The sequence below is a fragment of the Rhizobium sp. C1 genome (genome assembly GCF_021026335.1).
In the GTDB taxonomy this organism is placed as follows: Bacteria; Pseudomonadota; Alphaproteobacteria; order Rhizobiales; family Rhizobiaceae; genus Ensifer_A.
The window spans coordinates 268059-289310 of sequence record NZ_JAJNCY010000003.1 but is presented as its reverse complement, the minus strand read 5'-3'; the positions used below and the strand labels follow the sequence as shown (position 1 = coordinate 289310).

21 protein-coding genes are annotated in these 21252 nt (G+C 60.5%); 14 read left to right on the top strand and 7 right to left on the bottom strand.

Annotated features, from left to right (window positions below):
- Positions 1-213: 213 nt before the first annotated feature.
- Positions 214-1284 (bottom strand): multiple monosaccharide ABC transporter substrate-binding protein, encoded by a 1071-nt coding sequence (chvE, locus tag LQK83_RS09580; RefSeq protein WP_230837175.1) that lies wholly within the window; start codon positions 1282-1284, stop codon positions 214-216.
- A gap of 162 nt (positions 1285-1446) precedes the next feature.
- Between chvE and LQK83_RS09575 the strand changes: the two genes are divergently transcribed.
- The 3 genes from LQK83_RS09575 to LQK83_RS21750 all read left to right on the top strand — a co-directional run bounded on the left by LQK83_RS09575 (position 1447) and on the right by LQK83_RS21750 (position 4189).
- Positions 1447-2388: a LysR family transcriptional regulator gene (locus LQK83_RS09575; RefSeq protein ID WP_330166275.1), complete on the top strand. Its 942-nt coding sequence runs from the start codon at positions 1447-1449 to the stop codon at positions 2386-2388.
- A gap of 183 nt (positions 2389-2571) precedes the next feature.
- Positions 2572-2811: a hypothetical protein gene (locus tag LQK83_RS09570; protein WP_230837173.1), complete on the top strand. Its 240-nt coding sequence runs from the start codon at positions 2572-2574 to the stop codon at positions 2809-2811.
- A 193-nt stretch (positions 2812-3004) separates the two neighbouring features.
- Complete coding sequence (locus LQK83_RS21750; RefSeq protein ID WP_230837172.1) at positions 3005-4189, top strand: GGDEF domain-containing protein; 1185 nt, start codon at positions 3005-3007, stop codon at positions 4187-4189.
- 19 nt (positions 4190-4208) lie between these two features.
- Here the strand turns inward: LQK83_RS21750 and LQK83_RS09560 are convergent, their stop codons facing one another.
- Positions 4209-5375 carry a CaiB/BaiF CoA transferase family protein gene (locus LQK83_RS09560; RefSeq protein ID WP_230837171.1) on the bottom strand — a complete coding sequence of 389 codons (1167 nt, stop codon included), beginning with the start codon at positions 5373-5375 and terminating at the stop codon, positions 4209-4211.
- Positions 5375-6556: an acyl-CoA dehydrogenase gene (locus tag LQK83_RS09555; protein WP_269065421.1), complete on the bottom strand. Its 1182-nt coding sequence runs from the start codon at positions 6554-6556 to the stop codon at positions 5375-5377. Before LQK83_RS09555 ends, LQK83_RS09560 begins: the two co-directional genes overlap by 1 nt.
- A gap of 99 nt (positions 6557-6655) precedes the next feature.
- Here LQK83_RS09555 and LQK83_RS09550 point away from each other — a divergent pair, with 99 nt between their 5' ends.
- Both LQK83_RS09550 and LQK83_RS09545 read left to right on the top strand, forming a co-directional pair.
- On the top strand, positions 6656-7561 hold the full coding sequence (locus LQK83_RS09550; protein ID WP_230837170.1) for a LysR family transcriptional regulator: 906 nt from the start codon (positions 6656-6658) through the stop codon (positions 7559-7561).
- A 166-nt stretch (positions 7562-7727) separates the two neighbouring features.
- Complete coding sequence (locus LQK83_RS09545; protein WP_230837169.1) at positions 7728-8294, top strand: outer membrane protein; 567 nt, start codon at positions 7728-7730, stop codon at positions 8292-8294.
- A 33-nt stretch (positions 8295-8327) separates the two neighbouring features.
- Here the strand turns inward: LQK83_RS09545 and LQK83_RS09540 are convergent, their stop codons facing one another.
- On the bottom strand, positions 8328-9110 hold the full coding sequence (locus tag LQK83_RS09540) for an SDR family oxidoreductase (protein ID WP_230837168.1): 783 nt from the start codon (positions 9108-9110) through the stop codon (positions 8328-8330).
- Positions 9111-9333: 223 nt separating this feature from the next.
- On the opposite strand from LQK83_RS09540, the gene LQK83_RS09535 reads away from it, so the two are divergent.
- From LQK83_RS09535 to LQK83_RS09525, 3 genes are all read left to right on the top strand, one after another.
- Positions 9334-10251: a sugar kinase gene (locus LQK83_RS09535; protein ID WP_230837167.1), complete on the top strand. Its 918-nt coding sequence runs from the start codon at positions 9334-9336 to the stop codon at positions 10249-10251.
- A 62-nt stretch (positions 10252-10313) separates the two neighbouring features.
- Positions 10314-10712 (top strand): (R)-mandelonitrile lyase, encoded by a 399-nt coding sequence (locus LQK83_RS09530; protein WP_230837166.1) that lies wholly within the window; start codon positions 10314-10316, stop codon positions 10710-10712.
- Between the two features lie 115 nt (positions 10713-10827).
- Positions 10828-12015, top strand: a complete 1188-nt coding sequence (locus LQK83_RS09525; RefSeq protein ID WP_230837165.1) for an AGE family epimerase/isomerase — start codon at positions 10828-10830, stop codon at positions 12013-12015.
- Positions 12016-12024: 9 nt separating this feature from the next.
- Here LQK83_RS09525 and LQK83_RS09520 read toward each other — a convergent pair whose 3' ends face one another.
- Entirely contained in the window at positions 12025-12816 is a 792-nt protein-coding gene (locus LQK83_RS09520) for an SDR family NAD(P)-dependent oxidoreductase (protein WP_230837164.1), read from the bottom strand.
- 2 nt (positions 12817-12818) lie between these two features.
- Positions 12819-13883: a phosphotransferase family protein gene (locus LQK83_RS09515; RefSeq protein ID WP_230837163.1), complete on the bottom strand. Its 1065-nt coding sequence runs from the start codon at positions 13881-13883 to the stop codon at positions 12819-12821.
- A 153-nt stretch (positions 13884-14036) separates the two neighbouring features.
- Here LQK83_RS09515 and LQK83_RS09510 point away from each other — a divergent pair, with 153 nt between their 5' ends.
- From LQK83_RS09510 to LQK83_RS09485, 6 genes are all read left to right on the top strand, one after another.
- Positions 14037-15305: an acyl-CoA dehydrogenase family protein gene (locus LQK83_RS09510; RefSeq protein WP_230837162.1), complete on the top strand. Its 1269-nt coding sequence runs from the start codon at positions 14037-14039 to the stop codon at positions 15303-15305.
- Positions 15305-16273, top strand: a complete 969-nt coding sequence (locus LQK83_RS09505; protein WP_230837161.1) for an NADPH:quinone oxidoreductase family protein — start codon at positions 15305-15307, stop codon at positions 16271-16273. The genes LQK83_RS09510 and LQK83_RS09505 overlap by 1 nt, the downstream gene beginning before the upstream one ends.
- A gap of 110 nt (positions 16274-16383) precedes the next feature.
- Positions 16384-17178: a 3'(2'),5'-bisphosphate nucleotidase CysQ gene (gene cysQ, locus LQK83_RS09500; protein WP_230837160.1), complete on the top strand. Its 795-nt coding sequence runs from the start codon at positions 16384-16386 to the stop codon at positions 17176-17178.
- A 53-nt stretch (positions 17179-17231) separates the two neighbouring features.
- The gene (locus LQK83_RS09495; RefSeq protein WP_230837159.1) at positions 17232-18344 is read left to right on the top strand and encodes an RHE_PE00001 family protein; all 1113 of its coding nucleotides are present in this window, start codon (positions 17232-17234) and stop codon (positions 18342-18344) included.
- Positions 18345-18515: 171 nt separating this feature from the next.
- Positions 18516-19454: an endonuclease/exonuclease/phosphatase family protein gene (locus tag LQK83_RS09490; RefSeq protein WP_230837158.1), complete on the top strand. Its 939-nt coding sequence runs from the start codon at positions 18516-18518 to the stop codon at positions 19452-19454.
- Between the two features lie 53 nt (positions 19455-19507).
- Positions 19508-20284: a metallophosphoesterase family protein gene (locus LQK83_RS09485; protein WP_230837157.1), complete on the top strand. Its 777-nt coding sequence runs from the start codon at positions 19508-19510 to the stop codon at positions 20282-20284.
- A gap of 91 nt (positions 20285-20375) precedes the next feature.
- Here LQK83_RS09485 and LQK83_RS09480 read toward each other — a convergent pair whose 3' ends face one another.
- Positions 20376-21002, bottom strand: coding sequence for a transglutaminase-like cysteine peptidase (locus LQK83_RS09480; RefSeq protein ID WP_230837156.1), 627 nt, complete (start codon positions 21000-21002; stop codon positions 20376-20378).
- Positions 21003-21252 lie beyond the last annotated feature (250 nt).

Genomic DNA, 21252 nt, shown 5'->3' with positions numbered 1-21252 from the left:
GTAGCACATTCGCGAACATTGTCGCAGGCATGATGCGGGCGTTGTTATTTTTATCGGGTGCCGGTCGCGTCTTCACTGACCGCCGCACGCTTCCCTGCCCTTCCGATAAACCGGATATCAAGGCAGAGGCCACCATGTCATGGATAGCGGCAGGTATTTCTGAAGTGAGGAAGCCCGGCTCGCGGCCGGACTTCCCCTGTTCGTTAACCAGGTTTACTTGGCGATCTGGTCCTTGGTGTAGTAACCGGAGCCGACGAGAACCTTCTCGATGTCGTCCTTGTAGACAACATGGGGCGACAGCAGCATGGACGGAACAACCTTGACGCCATTGTTGTAGGTCTTGGTGTCGTTCACTTCCGGCGTCTTGCCCTGCATCACGGCGTCAACCATCTTGGCGGTCGTTGCAGCGAGGTCGCGGGTGTCCTTGAAGATGGTCGAATACTGTTCGCCGGCGATCATGCCCTTGACGGAAGCAAGCTCGGCATCCTGACCGGTGACGATCGGGAATTCCTTGCCGGCCGGATCATAGCCAACGCCCTTGAGCGAGGAGATGATGCCGCGCGACAGACCATCATAGGGAGACAGTACGCCGTTGACCTTCTTCGAGGTGTAGTTGGCCGAAAGCAGGTTGTCCATGCGAGCCTGTGCAACAGCACCGTCCCAACGCAGCGTACCGACCTTGTCCATGCCCATCTGACCCGACGGAATGGCGATCTCGCCCTTGTCGATCATCGGCTTCAGGACGCTCATGGCGCCATCGTAGAAGAAGAAGGCGTTGTTGTCGTCCGGCGAGCCGCCGAAGAGCTCCACGTTCCACGGCTTCACGTTCGGGAAGCGTTCCTTCAGACCCTTTACGAGGGATTCAGCCTGGAGCACGCCAACCTTGAAGTTGTCGAAGGTCGCGTAATAGTCGACATTCGGAGTTTCGCGGATGAGGCGGTCATAGGCGAAAACCTTCACGCCGGCCTGATGAGCCTTGGCGAGAATGTCCGACAGCGTCGTGCCGTCGATGGAGCCGATGACCAGAACCTTGGCGCCCTTGGTGACCATGTTCTCGATCTGGGCGAGCTGGTTCGGAATATCGTCTTCAGCGAACTGAAGATCGGTGTCGTAACCGAGCGCCTTCAGGCTCTTGACCATGCTTTCGCCGTCGGAGATCCAGCGCGTGGACGACTTCGTCGGCATTGCGATGCCAACGAGGCCCTTGTCGGCCGAAAATGCAGGCGCGGCCAATAGACCGACGCCGAGTGCAATCGACGCCAGAGCGGAAATAACTTTCTTCATTTAATCCTCCCGGATTGATACGACATCGTCACGATCGCTTTCAAAACAGCACGTTGACGACACCCTTGAGACCCGTTTGATCCCGACGCCAATTAGAAAAGTCGCAACTTGACTTTCAATTGCATTTGCAGTCAATCTGCATAACAAATTTGGTAACCCATCGTGCAAGTTCTTCAAAACCGGCTTCAACTCAAAGACTTTCGCCTCATCCGGGCCATTTATGAAACGGGCCAATTGGCCATAGCAGCCGAGCGCATGTCGCTGACGCAGCCGGCGGCATCTCGCATGCTGGCGAGCATCGAGCGCATGGTCGGCATGACGCTTTTCGTGCGCCATCCCAAGGGCATGACCGCCACGCCGGCTGGGGAAATTCTGGCCCGCAATGCCGCCGGCCTGCTGAACGGTCTCGAACAGACCTTGCAGGAGGTGACGGCCGTGACTTCCGGCAAGGCCGGCAGTGTGCGCGTGGGCTCTGTCACCGGCGGAGCCGTCGCCTTCGTCGTGCCCGCCATCCAGAAGCTGAAGGCCAATGCGGGTGCGGCTGACATCTATGTGGACGTCGCACCGAGCGACGTGCTGATTCAGGGGCTGATCGACGGCGAATACGATTTCGTTCTCTCACGCCTGCCGCCCGGAACGGACTCGAGACAGTTCAACATTCTGACCGGACGCGTTGAAATCATTCGTTTTCTCGTCCGCGATGGCCATCCGCTGGCGACGCGCAAGAAGCTGCGGCTCGGTGATCTCTCCAATTTTGAATGGGTGATGCAGGCACCGCGGACGCCGCTTCGCCATGCGATCGAGGAAGCCTTTCTGAGCCAGGGTCTCCCCTCCCCGCAAGAGACGGTCAACACGACGTCGCTTCTCGTGATGATCTCCTATCTGACAAGTTCGGACGCCATTGCGCCAATCACTCAGGAAGTAGTGGAACTGCTCGGGCCGAAGGGCTTCGGCGGACGAATCGCTGCCCTTGACCTCGCCGATTCCGTCGTCGTCACGCCCTATCACCTCATCTCGCGCAAACACCAGATGATGAGTCCGCTGGCGACGCGGCTGCGCGAACTCGTGTTCGCCGGCCTTGCAAGCGGACGGCACCGGGAATAATCGACGCGACACAAGTCATAAGAATGTCGCGCCGCGTAACGACGCCCGCTTTGCGCATCTGCACGACAGGCCGCGCATTCATAAGCAAGGCCTTTGCAAAGACGGTTGCCAAAATACCTGCTTGCGAATAAGGTTAACATATTGTGAATAAAATGCATTGCAGTGGTGAACGGAGCGGGATTATTGGCATTCCAACCGGAAAGACCTGAGGGCGACCCGAAAGATGACAGCGTGGATGTCGCCATCAATGCGCGCCTGACGCGTCATTTGATGGGGCACGCAACCCGTGATGCGGAGACCGTACCCGCCGATAACACCCGCGAAACTTTCGGGGCTCGTCTGTTGACGATGAGCGGCATTGCTTTTCTCATGTCCATTCTGGGGATCTTCTATCTCGTGGATCGCCGCCAGCGCCTGCTGTAAGGGGCAGCCGCACCGCTCGCCCGCGAACGGTGGGCGTTGAAGGCTAGGCAGGAGATGTGGAGAAGTGCGTGGCCTCGAGCCGATATAGGCATACTCGCTAAAATCCCGCCCTGTCATGAAATCCTTTCGAAAGGCTTTTCATTTATAAGTAAATCAATATATAAAAGAACAAACACAGGCGAAGGCATATTTCGTGAGCGGAAACGACGACGCATATGAGTTGGATGTCAGAAGAGCACAACTCAAGAGTGCGTTCTCGAATCTCACCGTGACGCTGATGGCCAATTGCTTCATCGCGAGTTCTGCTGCTCTGCTGATTTACGATGAACGCGGCGGCACCATTATCTTCCTCTGGCTGGCCGCCATTATCTGCCTCAATCTCTTTCGGCTCGCATACGGGCTGAGAGCCGCAAGGCTGGAGGCCCCGCAGTCCGACCCTCGGGCCACGTTGCGGACACTGACCCTCCTGGCACTCCTGGCCGGTCTTTCATGGGCCCCGTTGCCGACATATTTCCTGGATTCGGTTCCAAGCCGCACGAGTGCTTATATTGTCTTCATCATGGCCGGGATCACCACGGGCGCGACCATCCAGAGCCTCGCCTACTGGCGAATATCGGTGGCATTCGCTACGCCGATCCTGATCGCCACGATCCTGCAGCTGATCCGTCAGGGCGACACGATCGATTATGTGATCGCATCCAACGTGCTGCTTCTCATGGGCATGCTGATCCGGATCGCCGTCATCAGCGAGCAGCAGTTTTACACCAACCACGCGACAAGGCTGCAGGCAACCGAACTCGCGTCATCGCTGCAGCAGGCCAATAGCGAAGTGCATACCGCAAACGAAACCCTCAGGCGGCTTGCGACGACAGATCCGTTGACGGGTCTTTCCAATCGATCCGTGTTCAACCAGACGCTGGCCGGGCTTGTTCATGGCGACGCGCCGGTTGCGCTGGCGCTTATCGATGTCGATCAATTCAAGTCCGTGAACGACAATCTGGGCCACGCCGCGGGCGATCAGATTCTCTGTTCGCTGGCGCTCTGCATGCTGGACCACGCCGGGCCTGGCGTGACTCCGACCCGGCTTGGGGGTGACGAGTTTGCCGCCATCGCCTCAGGAGAGGATTGCGCGTCGCAGCTCATGCAGTATGCCGAAGCGCTGCAACGCGAGATGAGTGTCATCGGGACACAGCAAAGCCAATCCGGCTTGAGTTCCGTGACCCTCTCGGTTGGGATTTGCACAGACGACGGCGCAGATCTTTCGGCATCGGAGCTTTTCTCCGAGGCGGACCGCGCGCTTTACGCAGCCAAGGCCGCCGGTCGAAACTGCATCAGAGCAATGACCGTCTCTCTGCGGGCGCTCCCCCAGACCGCCTGACGCTGGGTCTTCTCGCTCTTCAGGAGACCGTGCCTGTCGCTTTCACGGCAGCCCTCACTTGCGCGTCATGCTCGCCCCGCTTGGGCGCACGCCGCGATGTCTCCAGCGCCGCCTCCGAAAAGACCATGGGAGAACGAATCCCCGGGATGCCCTCAGGATCGATGCGCATGCCGCGATGCTGGAACTGCGGATCTGCAAAGACATCCGCCACCGTATTGATCGGGCCGGCCGGAACCGATCTTTCTTCGAGCAATGCCAGAAGTTGATCACGGGAGAAAGACAGGGTTTTCGCCTCGACCATACGGGTAACCTCCGCACGATTTTCCACTCGTGCCCGGTTCGTCGCATAGCGTTCGTCGCTCGCCACGCCTTCGAGGCCGAGAATGTCGCAAATAGCGGTAAACTGCCGGTCGTTGCCGCAGGCGATAATGACATGGCCATCGCTCACTGCGAACGTCTGGTAGGGCACGATATTCGGATGCGCGTTACCGAGCCGGCGCGGCGCGATGCCGGAGGCGAGGAAGTTCATGGCCTGGTTGGCCAGCACACCGCTCATCGTGTCGAAGAGCGCCATGTCGATATGCTGCCCCCTGCCGGTTGTCAGCCTTTGCGCCAACGCGGCCTGGATGGCAATCGTTCCGTAAAGGCCGGTGATGATGTCGGCGAGTGCAACACCGATCTTTTCCGGCGGGCCGTCCGGCTCGCCGGTCAGGTCCATGAACCCGCTCATGCCCTGGATCATGAAGTCATAGCCCGCGCGGGCCGCATACGGCCCGGTCTGGCCGAAGCCGGTTACGGAGCAATAGATGAGGCGCGGATTGAGCGCCTTGAGACTTTCATAGTCGAGCCCGAATTTCTTCAGACCGCCGACCTTGAAATTCTCGATGACGACATCGGCATCCTTGAGCAACGCGAGAACGAATTCGCGATCCTCCTGCTTGCCGAAATCGGCAATCACGGAACGCTTGCCGCGATTGCAGGCATGGAAATAGGCTGCCGATTTCTCACCATCGATCTCGATAAAGGGCGGGCCCCAGCCGCGCGTGTCGTCACCCTCGGGGCTTTCGACCTTGATGACATCGGCACCGAGATCGGCCAGCGTCTGGCCGATCCAGGGACCAGCCAGAATGCGCGCGAGCTCGATTACCTTGAGGCCGGCAAGCGGCGAGGACGGGGCCGTCTCCATCAGAAGAACGCCTGAACGCCGGTCTGCGCACGGCCGAGGATCAGCGCATGCACATCATGCGTCCCCTCGTAGGTGTTCACAGTCTCCAGGTTCTGCGCGTGACGCATGATGTGGTATTCGATCTGGATGCCGTTGCCGCCATGCATGTCGCGGGCCTGGCGGGCGATGTCCAGCGCCTTGCCGCAATTGTTGCGCTTGATGATGGAAATCATCTCCGGTGCGAACTTGTGCTCATCCATCAGACGGCCAACACGGAGCGACGCCTGAAGACCGAGCGCGATTTCCGTCTGCATATCGGCAAGTTTCTTCTGGAAAAGCTGCGTGCCGGCGAGCGGCTTGCCGAACTGGTGACGGTCAAGACCATATTGGCGGGCGCGGAACCAGCAGTCTTCGGCAGCGCCCATCGCGCCCCAGGAAATGCCGTAGCGGGCGCGATTGAGGCAGCCGAAGGGACCCTTCAGACCCGAGACATTAGGCAGCAGCGCATCTTCGCCGACTTCCACGCCATCGAGAACGATTTCGCCCGTGGTGGAAGCGCGTAACGACAGCTTGCCCTTGATGGCGGGGGCAGACAGGCCCTTCATGCCCTTCTCGAGGATGAAACCGCGGATCTGGCCATCATGGGCCTCCGATTTCGCCCAGACGACGAAGACATCGGCGAAAGGTGAATTCGAGATCCACATCTTCGCGCCCTTGAGGCGATAACCGCCGGTGATCTTCTCGGCGCGGGTCTTCATGCCCGCCGGATCGGAGCCGGCATCCGGCTCGGTCAGGCCAAAGCAGCCGATCAGTTCGCCCGAAACAAGACCGGGCAGATACTTGTCCTTCTGCTCTTCCGAGCCATAGGCATTGATCGGGTGAATCACCAGCGAGGACTGCACGCTCATCATGGAGCGATAACCGCTATCGATGCGCTCCACTTCGCGCGCGACAAGGCCGTAGGAGACGTAGTTGGCGTCCGCAGCACCATATTTTTCCGGCAGCGTCACACCGAGAAGACCGGCCTTGCCCATCAGCGGGAACAGCTCCGGAGCGGGCGTTTCATGCAGATAGGCCTCGTTGACGCGCGGCAGCAGCTCGGCCTCGGCAAAGGCGGCGGCGCTGTCGCGGATCATACGCTCTTCGTCCGAAAGCTGGTCGTCCAGAAGGAAGGGATCGTTCCAGGAAAAACTCGATGACATGATAAGGCAGCTCCTCGATTGTTGCGTCGAGTGTCGACGGTTTCCCCGACCTGCGCAAATCATATTTACTTTCCGCGCTTTGAGCTTTACTCAAAGCAGATGGAACCGACCCAACGCCGACTTCTCCCCTCGACTGCCGCCCTCTCCGCCTTCGACGCCGTTGCGCGTCTGGGCAGCATGAGCGCCGCCGCAGCGGCGCTGAACCTGACGCCGGGCGCCATCAGCCGCCATGTCGCGCTTCTCGAAGCGCAGCTGGGTGTCGCGCTGATCAATCGAACCAACCGGGGCGTCGAGCTGACGGACAAGGGCCGGCGCTATGCGGAGGGCGCCGACGTTCTGCTGAGAAACCTGCGGCTGCTCTCGCTGGAGGCGATGTCTGACAACGCCTCGGCCGGCTTCGGCCTTGCCATCCTGCCGACCTTCGGCACCCGCTGGCTCATGCCGCGCATGCCGTCTTTCCTCAAGCAGCATCCCGGCCTGACGGTCAATTTTGCAACGCGCATAGGACGGGTCAATTTCGAGCAGGAAGAATTGGATGCCGCCGTCCATGTCGGCAAGCCGGACTGGCCAGACAGCCACTTCCGCTTTCTCATGCGAGAATATGTGGTGCCGGTCTGCAGTCCGGCCTTCCTGAAAGAAAACCCGGTGAAGTCTCCTGAAGCGCTCGTCTCCATGCCGCTTCTCGAAATGGCGTCGCGGCCGGAAGCTTGGCAGCACTGGTTTTCGACGCTGGGGGTCAAGCGATCGCACCGCGAAGGCATGCGCTTCGAACAGTTCATGCATGTCTCGCAGGCCTGCATTGCCGGGCTCGGCGTGGCGTTGATGCCGCTTTTCCTGATTGAGGCGGAGCTGCAGGAGGGGGCACTGGTGAAGGTCATCGACCGCGCCATCGAAAGTCGCAGCAGCTACTATTTCGTCACCCCCGCAAACAGGCAGCCGCACCCCGCAGCCGCAAGGCTGTCGGATTGGCTGGCAGGAGAAATCGGGGCGGCGGGGCTTGCTTGATCTTCGGAGAACTGAGACACAGCCGAAGCTTCAGAGTGTGTGTTGACGGCAGCCTTTGCCTGTCACGAAAGACCTGCTTTACGTTCACTTATCCTAAAGGGAATAAGGCCATAGTTGTGCTTATCTGAAGCGCACTCAAGGCGACTGAATCATGCGAATCGTGGTTATGGCGGCAACGCTTTCGGCCGTCCCTTTTGCCGCCATAGCCGGAGACAATTTCTATGTCGGCGCGTTTGGCGGCTATGGTTCACTCCATGCAACAGCAACCGTTGGCGGGACAGCTGGCAGTACCGATATGAACGGCGGACGCATCGGCGGCTTCGCCGGTGCCGATTTTCTGATCGGTCAAGGCTGGCTTATCGGCCTCGAAGGCGACATCTCCTATGACCGGAACTCCCTGAGCGCGACGGCTGGCGGGTTTACCGGCAGCATCGGCACCGATTTCGGCGCCAGCGTTCGTGGAAAGGTCGGCTACGACCTTGGCCCCGCCAATCTGTTCCTTGCCGGCGGCTGGACCGGAACCAATCTGTTTGCCAAAGTCTCGGGCCTCGGCAGCGCCAATCAGTGGCTAAACGGCTACACCGTCGGCGCCGGCGTCGACTTCAAGATCACCGACTCCATTTTCGCCCGCGGAGAATATCGCTTCAACCAGTTTGAGACGCTCAGCGGCGGCGGCGCATCTGTCGGCTTCAACCAGCACGTGGTCAATGCTGGCCTTGGCGTCCGCTTCTAACGCCGCACTCGCGTGAAAGACTGCGACCGCCTCTCAACCGGAGGCGGTCATTCCGCCGTCGACGGCGAGCCACTGCCCCGTCACGTGCCCGGAGGCCTTGGAGCAGAACAACAACGCGGGCGCCTTCAGGTCTTCGGGGCCACCGAAGCGGCCATTCGGAACAGAGGGCAGTAGCGCCTCGCCCATCTGATCCATCAGACCCTTGGCCATCTTGGTCGGGAAGAAGCCCGGGCAAAGTGCATTGACCGTAATGCCGTGATGTCCCCATTCGACGGCCAGAGTCTTGGTGAAATTGATCACCGCGCCCTTCGACGTATTATAGGCGATCGTCTTCATGTTGAGGTCTGCGCGATTGCCGCCGAGACCTGCAACGGAGGCAATATTCAGAATGCGACCGTAGCCCGCCGGGATCATGGCAAGGCGGCCGATTTCACGGCTGAGCATGAAGATGGATGTGACATTCAGATTCATGACTTTGTGCCACGCCTCAAGAGGATAGTCCTCGACCGGCGCACCCCATGTCGCGCCCGCATTGTTGACAAGGATCTGCACACCCGTCCCGCTCGCATCGAGAACCTTGGCGGCGAAGTCCGGTATATCCTCGATCTTCGACATATCGCCGGCAATTCCGATTGCCTTGCCGCCACGCCCGGTAATATGGGCGACGGACTCGTCAAGCTCCGACTGCTTGCGCGCCGTCAGGATCACGCGTGCGCCGTGGTCGGACAGGACTTCGGCAATCTGCAGGCCGAGCCCGCGCGAGCCGCCGGTGATGAGGGCCGTCTGGCCCGACAAGTCAAACAGGGTCTTCGTCATTCTTTCTCTCCCGGCCGTATGGTTCCCCTTCGGCCTCACTTTTCATGCTGCAAAATCAGTTCAATGCTGAACAGACTTTATCAAGCGTCGGCAAAACTTCAACGGCTCAGCAAGACATTCATGAGGAAGAAACGCACAATTGAGGAAAGCGGATGTCCGCGATCCTTGCGCCCTTACCGGCCTTGTGCGAGACGACATTGAAGACGGCTGGAGGAGCGACAGGATGGACCGGAAGACATTTCTTTCCGTGGGCGAATGCATGATCGAGATGGCGGCGCTGGAGAATGGAGACTTCCGCCTCGGCTTTGCCGGAGATACGATGAATACCGCCTGGTATGTACGTGCATGCCTGCCGCAAGAGAGTTGGAATGTCGCCTACTTCACCCGGCTCGGCGAAGACCCTTACTCCGCCAAGATGCTGAATTTCTTCACTGAAAACGGCATCGACACCAGCCGCATCGGCCGCGATCCGACGCGGCGCCCGGGCCTCTACATGATCGAGATCACCGATGGAGAGCGTAGCTTCACCTATTGGCGCGACCAGTCGGCGGCCAAGACCCTGGCAGATGACAGGGTCTTTATGTCATCGGCCTTCGAGGCGGCCGATGTGATCTATTTTTCGGGCATCACCATGGCCATTCTGCCGGAGGCGGGACGGAGCACATTGCTCGAGGAACTGGCCGCGGCGCGGCGCGTCGGAAAGACGACGGTTTTCGATCCGAATTTGCGCCCGCGTCTCTGGTCATCGCCGGAAGTGATGCGCGCCACCACGATGCAGGCGGCCGGCGTGGCCGATATCGTCCTGCCGAGCTTTGATGACGAGGCGGCGCATTTCGGCGATGCGGATCTCGACGCCTGTGCCGACCGCTATCTGGCGGCCGGGGCAAAATCCGTGCTGGTCAAGAATGGCGGCGGACCGATGCTGTTTGCCGGAGCGGAAAGCCGCCATCGCATGGATGCGCTGGAACGGGTTAAGCCCGTGGATACCACAGGCGCGGGCGACAGTTTCAACGGCGGCTTTCTCTCGGCGCTAATGTCCGGAGCTCCTGCAGAGACAGCGATTGTCAAGGGACATGCGGTATCGCTTCAGGTCATCATGCATCGGGGCGCCCTCATGCCGATGGCGGATGTCAAGGCGTGAGCATGGTTGCGACGGCAGGCCGTTTAATGCGATAAGAGCGCCATATCTCAGGGAGACCGTTCATGAACATCAATCGCCTCGAAGAGCGACGCTCGAATGCCGGTCCGTCTGATTGGTTCACCGGCGACGTCCGGCTGGAGCCCTTGATCCAGACGCAGGCCCCGGCCCGCGTGGCTGCTGCATCCGTCACCTTTCAGCCCGGCGCGCGCACGGCCTGGCACACGCATCCGCTCGGTCAAACGCTGATCGTTACGGCCGGACGGGGCTTGGTTCAGCGCGAGGGCGGACCAGTGGAGCCTATCCGCGCCGGCGATGTCGTATGGTTCGAACCGGGCGAAAAACACTGGCACGGAGCAGCACCGGACTTCGCCATGACGCATATTGCCATTCAGGAAGCGCTTGACGGCAAGGCGGTCGACTGGCTGGAACATGTTTCAGATGCGGATTACGTGCCAGGCTGACATTCTCAGTTTCGAGCAGCCCTAACCCGGAAGAAGAGCAGCCGGCTTCGGGAACAGAGTTTTTCTTATTCAGTTATCCATCAGTGTTTACATCATGAGCTTTCAAGAAACCGGTATGTCGAACATAGAAACCATCAAAAGCCTCGAAGAGGCCGTTCAGAATTTGACCGAATGGCTGGAAGGCGCTGCCCTGCCGCTCTGGAGCACCGCAGGCGTCGAACAGACGACCGGCGGCTTTCACGAGCGGATCGCGCAAGATGGCCGTCCGATGGTGGAGGATAATCGTCGCGCTCGCGTCCAGCCGCGCCAGATTTACTGTTTCAGCGCCGCCCATCAACGCCGCGTCGAGGGCGATTGGGACACCCTTGTTAGAAACGGCCTGACCTATTTCGACAAGACCTTCCGCAAGCATGACGGCCTGTATGGCGCAGTTGCGAGCCCGCAAGGTATGCTGATCGACCCCTCCTTTGATCTCTACAATCAGGCCTTCGCTCTCTTCGCCCTTTCGCAGGTGGCCGCCGGCTTTCCCGACGCCACCATGCGCATGGAAGAACAGGCGACGGAACTGCTGAGGCTGCTGACCGCGCATCACAAGCACCCGATCGCTGGCTTTGAACATGCAGACCCGCCGAGCCTGCCGCTCTGCTCCAACCCGCATATGCATCTCTTCGAAGCGGCGCTTGCCTGGGAAGCGCTGGCGGAGCGCCCGCAGATCTGGGGGGCGCTCGCCGACGAGATCGCGCATCTCGCACTGCAGAAATTCATCGACCCGAAATCCGGCGGCTTGCGCGAGTTTTTCGATCACGACTGGGCGCCGCACCCCTCCGACCAGGGCCGGATCATGGAGCCCGGCCATCAGTTCGAATGGGCCTGGCTACTTGCCCGCTGGGGCACGTTGCGCGGCAACAAAGAAGCGCTCGCCAAAGCCGAACGGCTTTTCGATATCGGTCTTACCTACGGTATGTCCGAAGACGGCAAGGTCGCCATCATGAGCCTTTACGACGATTTTTCGGCTCATGATCCGATAGCCCGCCTGTGGCCGCAAACCGAGTGGCTGAAGGCCTCTACGAAGCTTGCCCTCGTTGGCAACCCCGATAAGCGCGAGCACTATCTTGCCTCTGCCATCAAGGCGACCGAAGCGTTTTCGCTGTTCCTGTCGACGCCGGTCAAAGGCCTCTGGTTCGACAAACGCCAGCCGGATGGCAGCCTCCTGAAGGAAGCCGCCCCGGCCAGCACCTTCTATCATATCCTCTGCGCCATCTATGAAGCGGCGGATAACCTGACAGCTGTCAGGACGCGTTGATAACACCTATCATGCGGCAGTCATGCCGCCGTCGACCTGGATTGTCTGCCCCGTATAGAAGGAATTGGCCGGCGAGGCCGCGAAAATCAGCGCCTCGACAACCTCCGCCACCTCCCCCAGCCGGCGCGCGGGAATCCCGCGCGTCAGGTGGGCTTCCGCCTCTTGGAGAGAGACCTGACCGCTCGCGACCTGCTCGTCAAGCATGCGCGTGACCATGGGTGTGCGGGCAAAGGACGGGCAAAGCGCGTTCACGCGGACGCCCCGGCGCACATATTCGAGTGCGGCGGATTTCGTCAGCCCGACAACGCCATGCTTGGCGGCCGCATAGACGCTGGCGGTCGGCGCACCGGCTACGCCCGCCACGGATGCAACATTGACGATGGCGGACATACGCCCACGCTCGCGATATTGCTTCTCCATGACCGGAAGCTGGTGCTTCATGGCGTAGAAGACGCCAAGGAGATCAATATCGATAACGCGGCGTGCCACCTCGCTGTCGATCTGCGGCAGCTTGGCCAGAGGATGCGCGATCCCCGCATTGTTCACTGCCACATCGAGCGAACCGAAACTATCAAAGGCGAGCTGCACCAGATCCTGCGAAAGACTCTCATCGGCTACGGAACCCGCCAGCGTCACCACCCGTCCGGCGTCGAACCGGCTGGCGACCCGGTCGACCGACTCTTCCGTGAGATCGGAGAGAACCAGATTGGCACCCTCGCGATAAAAGCGCTCCGCCGCGGCCTCACCGAAGCCACCGGTCGCACCCGTCAGGACAACCGTCAGTCCTTCAAACAGCCCCATCGTCATTCTCCCTTGTTCACGAGATCGCGCGCCATGCGCGCCACAAGCGGCACTGCGGCGGCCAGCTGCCGTGCCTTTTCCGGGTTGGAGGCGTTGCCATCCAGCGCCCGCTTCAAGACGCCCTGAATGATCGCGCCGATCCGGAAGAACGAAAACGCCAGCGCAAAGATCCAGTTTTGCGGCGTGTCGATCCCGCGCCGCTCGCAATATGCGCGCACATAATCGGCCTCCAGCGGCAAGCCGAGCGCTTCACGGTCAAGCCCGCCCAGACCACGGAAGCTACCCTCGTTGGGCAGACGCCACTGCATGCATTGATAGGAAAGATCGGCAAGCGGATGGCCGAGGGTGGAAAGCTCCCAGTCAAGGAGGGCGAGAACCTCTGCGCCATCATGTGAGAAGATCATGTTGTCGATCCGGTAGTCGCCGTGAACGAGCGCCACCTGCCCGTCGTCGCCGGCATCGTGCTTTTCCAGCCAGTCGATCAGCCAGTCCATGTCTTCAAGCTTTTCGGTCTCGCTGGCGCGATATTGCTTGGCCCAGCGGGCGATCTGACGCTCGAAATAGCTGCCGGGTTTGCCGAAATCCGAAAGTCCCGCCGCGTTGACGTCGATGCTGTGAAGCGCAGCAAGCACCCGGTTCATCGAATCATAAATAGCACGACGGCCTTCCCCGCTCTCGCCCGGCAGGGCCGGGTCCCAAAGAATGCGTCCGTCGACATGGCTCATCACGTAGAACATCCGCCCGATGCTTGATTGTTCCAGCGAGAGATAGAGCCCTTCCGGCACAGGCACGGCGCTGCCATGCAGCGCCTTCAAAACACGGAATTCGCGATCGACCTGATGGGCGGAGGCCAGCAGATGGCCGGGCGGCTTGGCGCGCAGCACGTAGCGCCGGCCTTCCGCCGTCAGGAGATAGGTCGGGTTTGATTGTCCATCGGAGAACTTCGTCGCCGATTGCAGCGCCCCAAAGCCTTTGATGGCGTCTGCGAGCTCCCGTCCGAGCGCTCCAAGGTCGAGCGTTGCCGGGTCAGAGGTTCCGGTATTCGGCTCCCGATGCTGTTCAGTCATGCGCATTCCTCCCTTGTGAAATATCATTGCAACATTCGCGGGCGATTGACAACATACTCGGTAGTATGTTCACTTGCATCAACGTCACTATCAGGATTTTTCGTCCGACGGAGGCGGAGCTGAAGGCTCCGGTCGGGCGTCACGGAGGAAATCATGTCCGATATCGTCGCAGGCGCAGACACCATGCCGCTGGGCATGACGGAACGTCTCAAGCCCATCCATCGCGCAGTGCGCGACATGATCCGCAACGAGATCATGCCGCTCGATGAGGACTATCTCGCCGAGGTCGGCAAGGCGGAAGGCGGCGATCGCTTCGCCTACACGGCGCGGCAGACAGAAATCCTGGAGAGCCTGAAGAAAAAAGCGAAGGAACGCGGCCTGTGGAATTTCTGGCTGACCAATTCGAAGAACGGCTACGGCCTGAACACGGTTGAATATGCCTATCTGGCCGAGGAAATGGGCAAATCCTTCCTCGCGGCGGAAGTCTTCAACTGCTCGGCGCCTGACACCGGCAATATGGAAGTTCTGGAACGCTACGGCGCGCCCGAGCACAAGGAAAAGTGGCTGAAGCCGCTGCTCAACGGCGACATCCGCTCCGCCTTCCTGATGACGGAGCCCGACGTTGCCTCCTCCGACGCGACCAACATCGCCATGCGCTGCGAGCGGGATGGCGATCATTATGTCTTGAATGGCGAGAAGTGGTGGTCGTCGGGTGCGGGCGACCCGCGCTGCCAGATCTATATCGTGATGGTGCACACGCCGAGCGCGGAGCGGCGCAAGCACGAACAGCATTCGATGATCCTCGTTCCTGCCGACACACCCGGCATAACCAAGCTGCGGGCGATGGAAGTTTTCGGCGATGACGACGCGCCGCACGGCCACATGCATCTGAAGCTCGAGAATGTCCGCGTTCCGGCCTCTAACCTGCTGCTCAGCGAAGGCAAAGGCTTCGAGATCGCACAAGGGCGACTCGGCGGCGGGCGCATCCACCACACGATGCGCGCCATCGGACATGCCGAAATGGCACTGGAGCGGCTGTGCCAGCGCGCCCTGCGCCGCGAGGCCTTCGGCAAGAAGCTGGCGGAACTCGGCGCAAACTTCGACATCATCGCGGAAGCACGCATCGAGATCGAGATGACCCGCCTGCTCTGCCTCAAGGCAGCGTGGATGATCGATCGCGGCAATCCAAAGGAAGCCGCCGTCTGGATCAGCCAGATCAAGGTCGCAGCACCCCGCATGGCGCTGAAGATCATTGATGAAGCCATGCAGATGCACGGTGGCATGGGGATCAGTCAGGACACACCGCTCGCCCGCTCGTGGACCAATGTCCGCACGCTGCGCTTCGCCGACGGCCCGGATGCCGTCCACCGCCGTCAGATCGCCCGTGAAGAACTGAAACGCTACACGCAGGAGAAAGTCTGATGAAGGCGATCCTCTGCTCGGCCTACGGCCCGATTGACGGCCTGACCTTTTCAGATCTGCCGGAGCCGGAAGCTTCGGGTTCCAGGGTGGTGATCAAGGCCAGGGCGATTGGGGTGAACTATCCCGATGGCCTGCTGGTTCAGGGTCTCTATCAGGCCAAACCTGAGCTTCCCTTCATTCCGGGTATGGAAATGGCGGGCATCGTCGAAAGCGTCGGACCCGACGTGAAGCATCTGAAGCCCGGCATGCGCGTGGTCGCGACGGCCGGCACCGGCGCCTTCGCGCAAAAAGGCGTCTTTGCCGAGGCGCAATGTATCCCTCTGCCCGACCAGATCAGCGACGAGGATGCCTGTGCGCTCATGTGCGGTTTCGGCACTTCGCATCATGCGCTCAAGCAGCGCGGACATCTGAAGCCGGGTGAAACGCTGGTCGTGGCCGGTGCGGCCGGGGCGACGGGGCTGGCCGCCGTCGAGATCGGCAAGGCCATGGGCGCCACGGTGATTGCCATCGCCTCGACGGACGAGAAGCGCGAAGCTGCCCGTCAGGCAGGCGCCGATCATGTCATCGGCTATGACAATCTGAAGGAAACGCTGCGGGAACTGGCCGGCAGACAAGGCGTCGACGTGGTCTTCGATCCCGTCGGCGGCGATACATTCGACACGCTGGTGCGCACGATGGGCCGCAACGGCCGCTATCTGGTGGTCGGGTTTGCCGCGGGCCGCATTCCGCAACTCCCCGTGAATCTGGCGCTGGTAAAGGAGTTTTCCCTTATCGGTGTCTTCTGGGGAGCGTTCACGCAGCATGAGCCGGCCATCTACGCGGAGAACGTGCGCGAGCTCTTCGGCTGGTATCTCGATGGCAAGGTCAAGCCGCTGATCGGCGCCCGCTATCCGCTGTCCGATGCGCCGAAAGTGTTGACCCGGTTGATGGAACGCGGCGTTTCAGGCAAAATAGTGCTCGAACCCTGATGCTTCGCTTCGGCGAAGTGGTGAACCCTGGGGGACGGCGGCTTGCGGCGAAAGTCCGCTGATCATATATGCTGAAGCGTCGGCAACGCCTTGCCGACGCGAGAAAAAAGATGACCATCAAAGACCCCATGCTCGAGATTTTCACGGCTGCCGCCATCGAGGCAGGCGCTGTGATCATGACCGTGTTTCGCGCTGGCCCCGAAGTCCGCATGAAATGCGACCAGTCTCCCGTCACCATTGCCGACGAGAAGGCGGAAGCCATCATCGCCGGCATCCTGACGAGAGCCTATCCGGACATTCCGCTGGTGGCGGAAGAGGCCTGCGCGGCGGGCCACATGCCCGCCACCGCCTCCGGTCGCTTCTTCCTCGTCGACCCTCTCGACGGAACCAAGGAATTTATCAACAAGAGTGAGGACTTCACGGTCAATATTGCATTGATCGTTGAAGGACGCCCGGTGGCCGGTGTGGTCTATGCCCCGGCCAAGGGCGTACTCTATCGCGGCGATGCGGCGGGCGCTGAAAAACTGATCATCGGTGAAGGCGGCAGGCTCGTCTCGCGTCATTCGATCGGCGTACGCGCCTGTCCTGAGAAGCTGGTCGCAGTTGCCAGCCGTTCACACAACAGCCCGGAAACACTCGCCTTCCTCGAAAAGGAAGGCGTAGAGGATTACCGCTCCGTTGGCTCGTCGCTGAAATTCTGTCTGATCGCCGAAGGCGCAGCGGACGTCTATCCGCGCTTCGGCCGGACCATGGAATGGGACACGGCCGCCGGCGACGCGGTGGTGCGTGCTGCGGGCGGCTCGACGGTCGACCCGAATGGCCATCCGCTCGCTTACGGCAAGCGCAACCAGACCCATGACAGCGACTTTGCCAATGCCGATTTCATTTGCTGGGGACGCCGCTGATCCCACGGTGCGGGCAATAGGCAGCTGGCTGTAAATCGCCTACGCTGGCTTACATGTCCTATGATCTGAAGCGAATCGATCTTTCGGCACTTTTCGCCCCCGTTTGCCGCGCAGCGGAAGCCTTGGCGCGGCTCGATGAATGTGTCGCGCGCTCCTCCATTCGCGAGGGTTTTCTCGAGCGTCAGGATTTCGCCGATGCCATTGCCTCCATGTGGGTGGATGGCGAGCTGGTGCATGTCGAGGATCTGGTTCTGCACGATGCGCGCCGCGACGCGCGCACACCGACGCACGAACTGACCATCGCGCATTCGGTTCTGCGCAGCCGCCGCCAGATCGGGAGCCATCCGGCGGAATGGGCGCTAAGCCCATCGGGCCTTGCCCGTCTGCGCGGGGACGCGCGTGAGACGGAAATAGCCTCGGCAGCCAGGCCCGCCTCCCCCATGCCGGCTCAAGTCGAACCCGAGGATGAAGACGCGCTTTCGGCTGAAACCGCGGTTGAATTTGCAGAAATCGACGCGCTTCTGAGCCGCAGCAATGCGTTGATCCAAGACACGCTGAACAATCGTCCGGTCACGAAGCCTGCGACAGACCGAGACCCGCTGATCTACGACGCCGATTGGGACGAGGACGCGCGGCTGGAGGAATGGTTTCAGGTGGTGAAATCCGCCCATGAACTGCCACCCATTCTGAAGGCCGCAATTGCGCTCGATTCCTGGAACCAGCTGCAGGTGCTTCAACACAGGGCTGAACTCGGCCGGCAATTGATCGCCGCGCTTATGCGGCAGGACGGGATCGCAAGGGCACATCTGCCGCCACTGAATGTCGGCTTGAAGGCCATCAAGATTGAACGCCGGCGATCGCCGAGCCGCATGACGCGATTGCTGGCCATTCTGGAAAGCTTTGAGGAAACCGCCGCGACCGGGCTCAAGGAGCATGACCGGCTGCTGGCGGCCCGCGCCCAGCTTGAACGCCGCACCGCCAACCGTCGCGGCCATTCGCGCCTGCCGCAGCTGGTCGATCTGGTGATCGCCCGGCCCGTGGTTTCGGCGAGCCTGATCGCGCAGGAACTCGACATCACGCCACAGGGGGCACTTGTTCTCACCAAGGAGCTGAACCTGCGCGAAATGACCGGGCGGGGACGCTACCGCGCCTGGGGCGTGCTCTGAGACAGCAGGAGCGCTGCGGCAAGCGGCCGTGAGACACGGCGTTGGGGGGCGCTTGATCCGGTCATCTCAATTGGCCGCGCGCGGCGAAATCCGACCAAATTTAATTTTGACACCCAAGGAAACCGACGTATTGCGGTGCTACAAAAACCGAAATGTTCAACGGGAGCCCGGATGATCGGTCAAATGCGCAAGTTCTGCCTGTATGCGGGCCCTGCACTCGCGCTCGGCCTCCTGCTTCTGGCACGCCGGTATCAGCTCGAGCTGGGCCATATCCTCGCGATGGCCTATCTGTTCTGGGACTATTTTCTCGTCGCACTTATCGTCTTTCTGCTGGGAACGTCTCTTGTCAGCCGCCGCCTGCGCGTGGCCGCGACACTTGCGGCCGTCGTTGTTCTTGGCGATTTCGTGTCGCCCACGCTTGTCGACTGGCAGCAAAACTCCGAACCCGCGAGAGGACCGAAGCTCAAAGTCATCTCGTTCAACTGGCTAGCGGATGAGCGCGATAGAAGTGACATCTACACCTGGCTGAAGCAGGAAGATCCCGACGTCATCAGCATTCAGGAGATGGGCGAACATCAGAACGGCGTCACAACCACGCTCTACAGCCTGTTCCCCTACCACACACAGGCGGCCTCCGACGTCATGATCCTGTCGAAATATCCGATCCTGAAGCAGGCGAGCCGGATGATCGACGCGAATTCCATGCTGCGCGCCGAACTGAACGTACAGAATCGGCGGCTTGTCGTGTGGGCCATTCACCCCGCAACGCTGAAGGAACTGGCCGAGATGAAGGCGAGAGACCATTATCTCTCCGATGTCGTGCGCTATGTCGAGCTGGAAACGGAACCGGTTCTCATGATGGGCGACTTCAACGCCACCCGATGGGATCCCGCATTTCGCGCGATCGTCGCGGCCGGCGAATTGCACGAGCAGCCGTTTTTGCTGGCCCTGCCGACCCGGATGGCGGTGCGCAAAGGCCTCCCATTCTTCGGCTCGCCGATCGACCACATTCTGACCAGCCGCGGCAATGTGCTCTCCGACTGCCAGACCGGCCCCAATCTCGGCTCCGATCACAAGCCGCTCATTTGCAATCTCCAAATGAGCAATTAGATTCAGCTGAAGTAGCCTTGCGAGATAAAAGGCCGCTGGAACCGGGATTTGCCATGCTGCGCTGGATGAAGAAAACCCTGACCAGAACGCCACAGCCGAAAACGGCAGCGGGCGCGACGGGTGTCGATATCCCGTTCGACAGGTTCCAGAAGATTTATGCCATCGGCGACATACACGGCCGCCTCGACCTGCTGATGGAGGCGGACCGGAAGATTGAAGCCGATGTCGGCGATCACGAGACCGCACTGGCCGTCTATCTCGGCGATTACATCGATCGTGGTCCCGATTCCCGCGGCGTGGTGGAACACCTTCGCAGCAACCGAAATCCGCGTTTTCTCAGGCTCTGCCTGCGCGGCAATCACGACGACGTCTTCCTTAACTTTCTTGAAAATCCGCTAGAAGAATGGGGCTGGCTTGATCTCGGCGGCAAGGAGACGCTCCGCTCCTACGGACTGAATATCGACCCCTATGGCGACCGGGCCCTGGGGCAAGACGTTCTGGTCGCAGCCTTGCGCTCACATGTCCCCGCCCAGCATCGCGAATTCCTTTCGACAACACGGCTATGGGCGCGCGGCGGCGATTTTCTCTTCGTCCATGCCGGCATTCAGCCGGGCGTCGCCATCGAACGTCAGGAGCCACTCGATTTCATGTGGATCCGGGAACCTTTCCTCTCGGAGGGCCCGGGCCTTCCTCTGACGGTCGTTCATGGTCACACGCCCGCAGCGACAGTTTCATACGGCCCCAACCGGATCGGGATAGACACGGGCGCCTATGCCACCGGCCGGCTTACCGTGCTGAAAATTGCCGAAGGTCTCGTGTCGGAACTTTAGTGGCCTGCCCGTTCGAAGCGAACCGAAACGAAAAGACGGGCCGCCTGAGGGCCCGCCAGGATCATCCTCGCCATCGAAAATCGCCCGATCCTCACACATTGCTGCCGGCGACCGTCATCCATTTCTTCGGGTTGGACGAGGATTGGATCATCACCCATTTCAAACCCGTCTTGTCCCACCGGCGGATCGCCTGGACCCGGTTGTCGAGAACCAGATCGCCCGAGTTCGTCTTGACAACCAACACCATGTGGCCCTCGCCGAAGGCCGTGTAAACCACCGCCATGCGCAGCGTATTCGCGGGCCATCCACGCGCGATCAGTTCATGGCGCTTGGTGATGGCATAATCTTCGCAGTCGCCGGCGACAGGCGAAAGCGACCAGACGTCCCCACCAGCCTCAGCGCTGTCGTTTTCGGGACGGATGGCTCCGTTGACGGACTGATTGACGGCCTCGAGCATCGCAAAGCGGCGCTCATTCAGGCTGATCTCAATATGGGAACGGCGTGTGCGCTTCGTGGCGCATTCCTGCGGATTTTGCATGCAGAACACGACACCCGCATAGGGACCGACCGTGCGACTCTCCACCGAGATGAACTGGCGATTGACCTCACCACCCAGATTTCTGGTCATGGAGCCGAGAGTAAAGGCCGAGGCCGGCACCGGGCTGACAACCGCCGAGGCCATGACAAAGCCGATCAAGACATTCAGGAGCTTACGCATTACACAACCCTGTCTCTACCTTGTGCGCTTTAGCGCTTCTTCTATTCAGGAGCCTTGTGGTGCCCTGTTATTGGCGGTTGTACAGGAAAGGTATTGGGGGCCGTTTAAGCGAAAATCTAAAATTTTAAGCAACCGGTGTTTTCTGTGCCGATTTGAAGCGCAGCTCGCTTCGGGCCGGGTTCCGAAGTCGGTCTACCCCGGTGTCATCACCTCCGGCGGCGCGTTGCGCAGGCAAAAGCTTACAACCTGC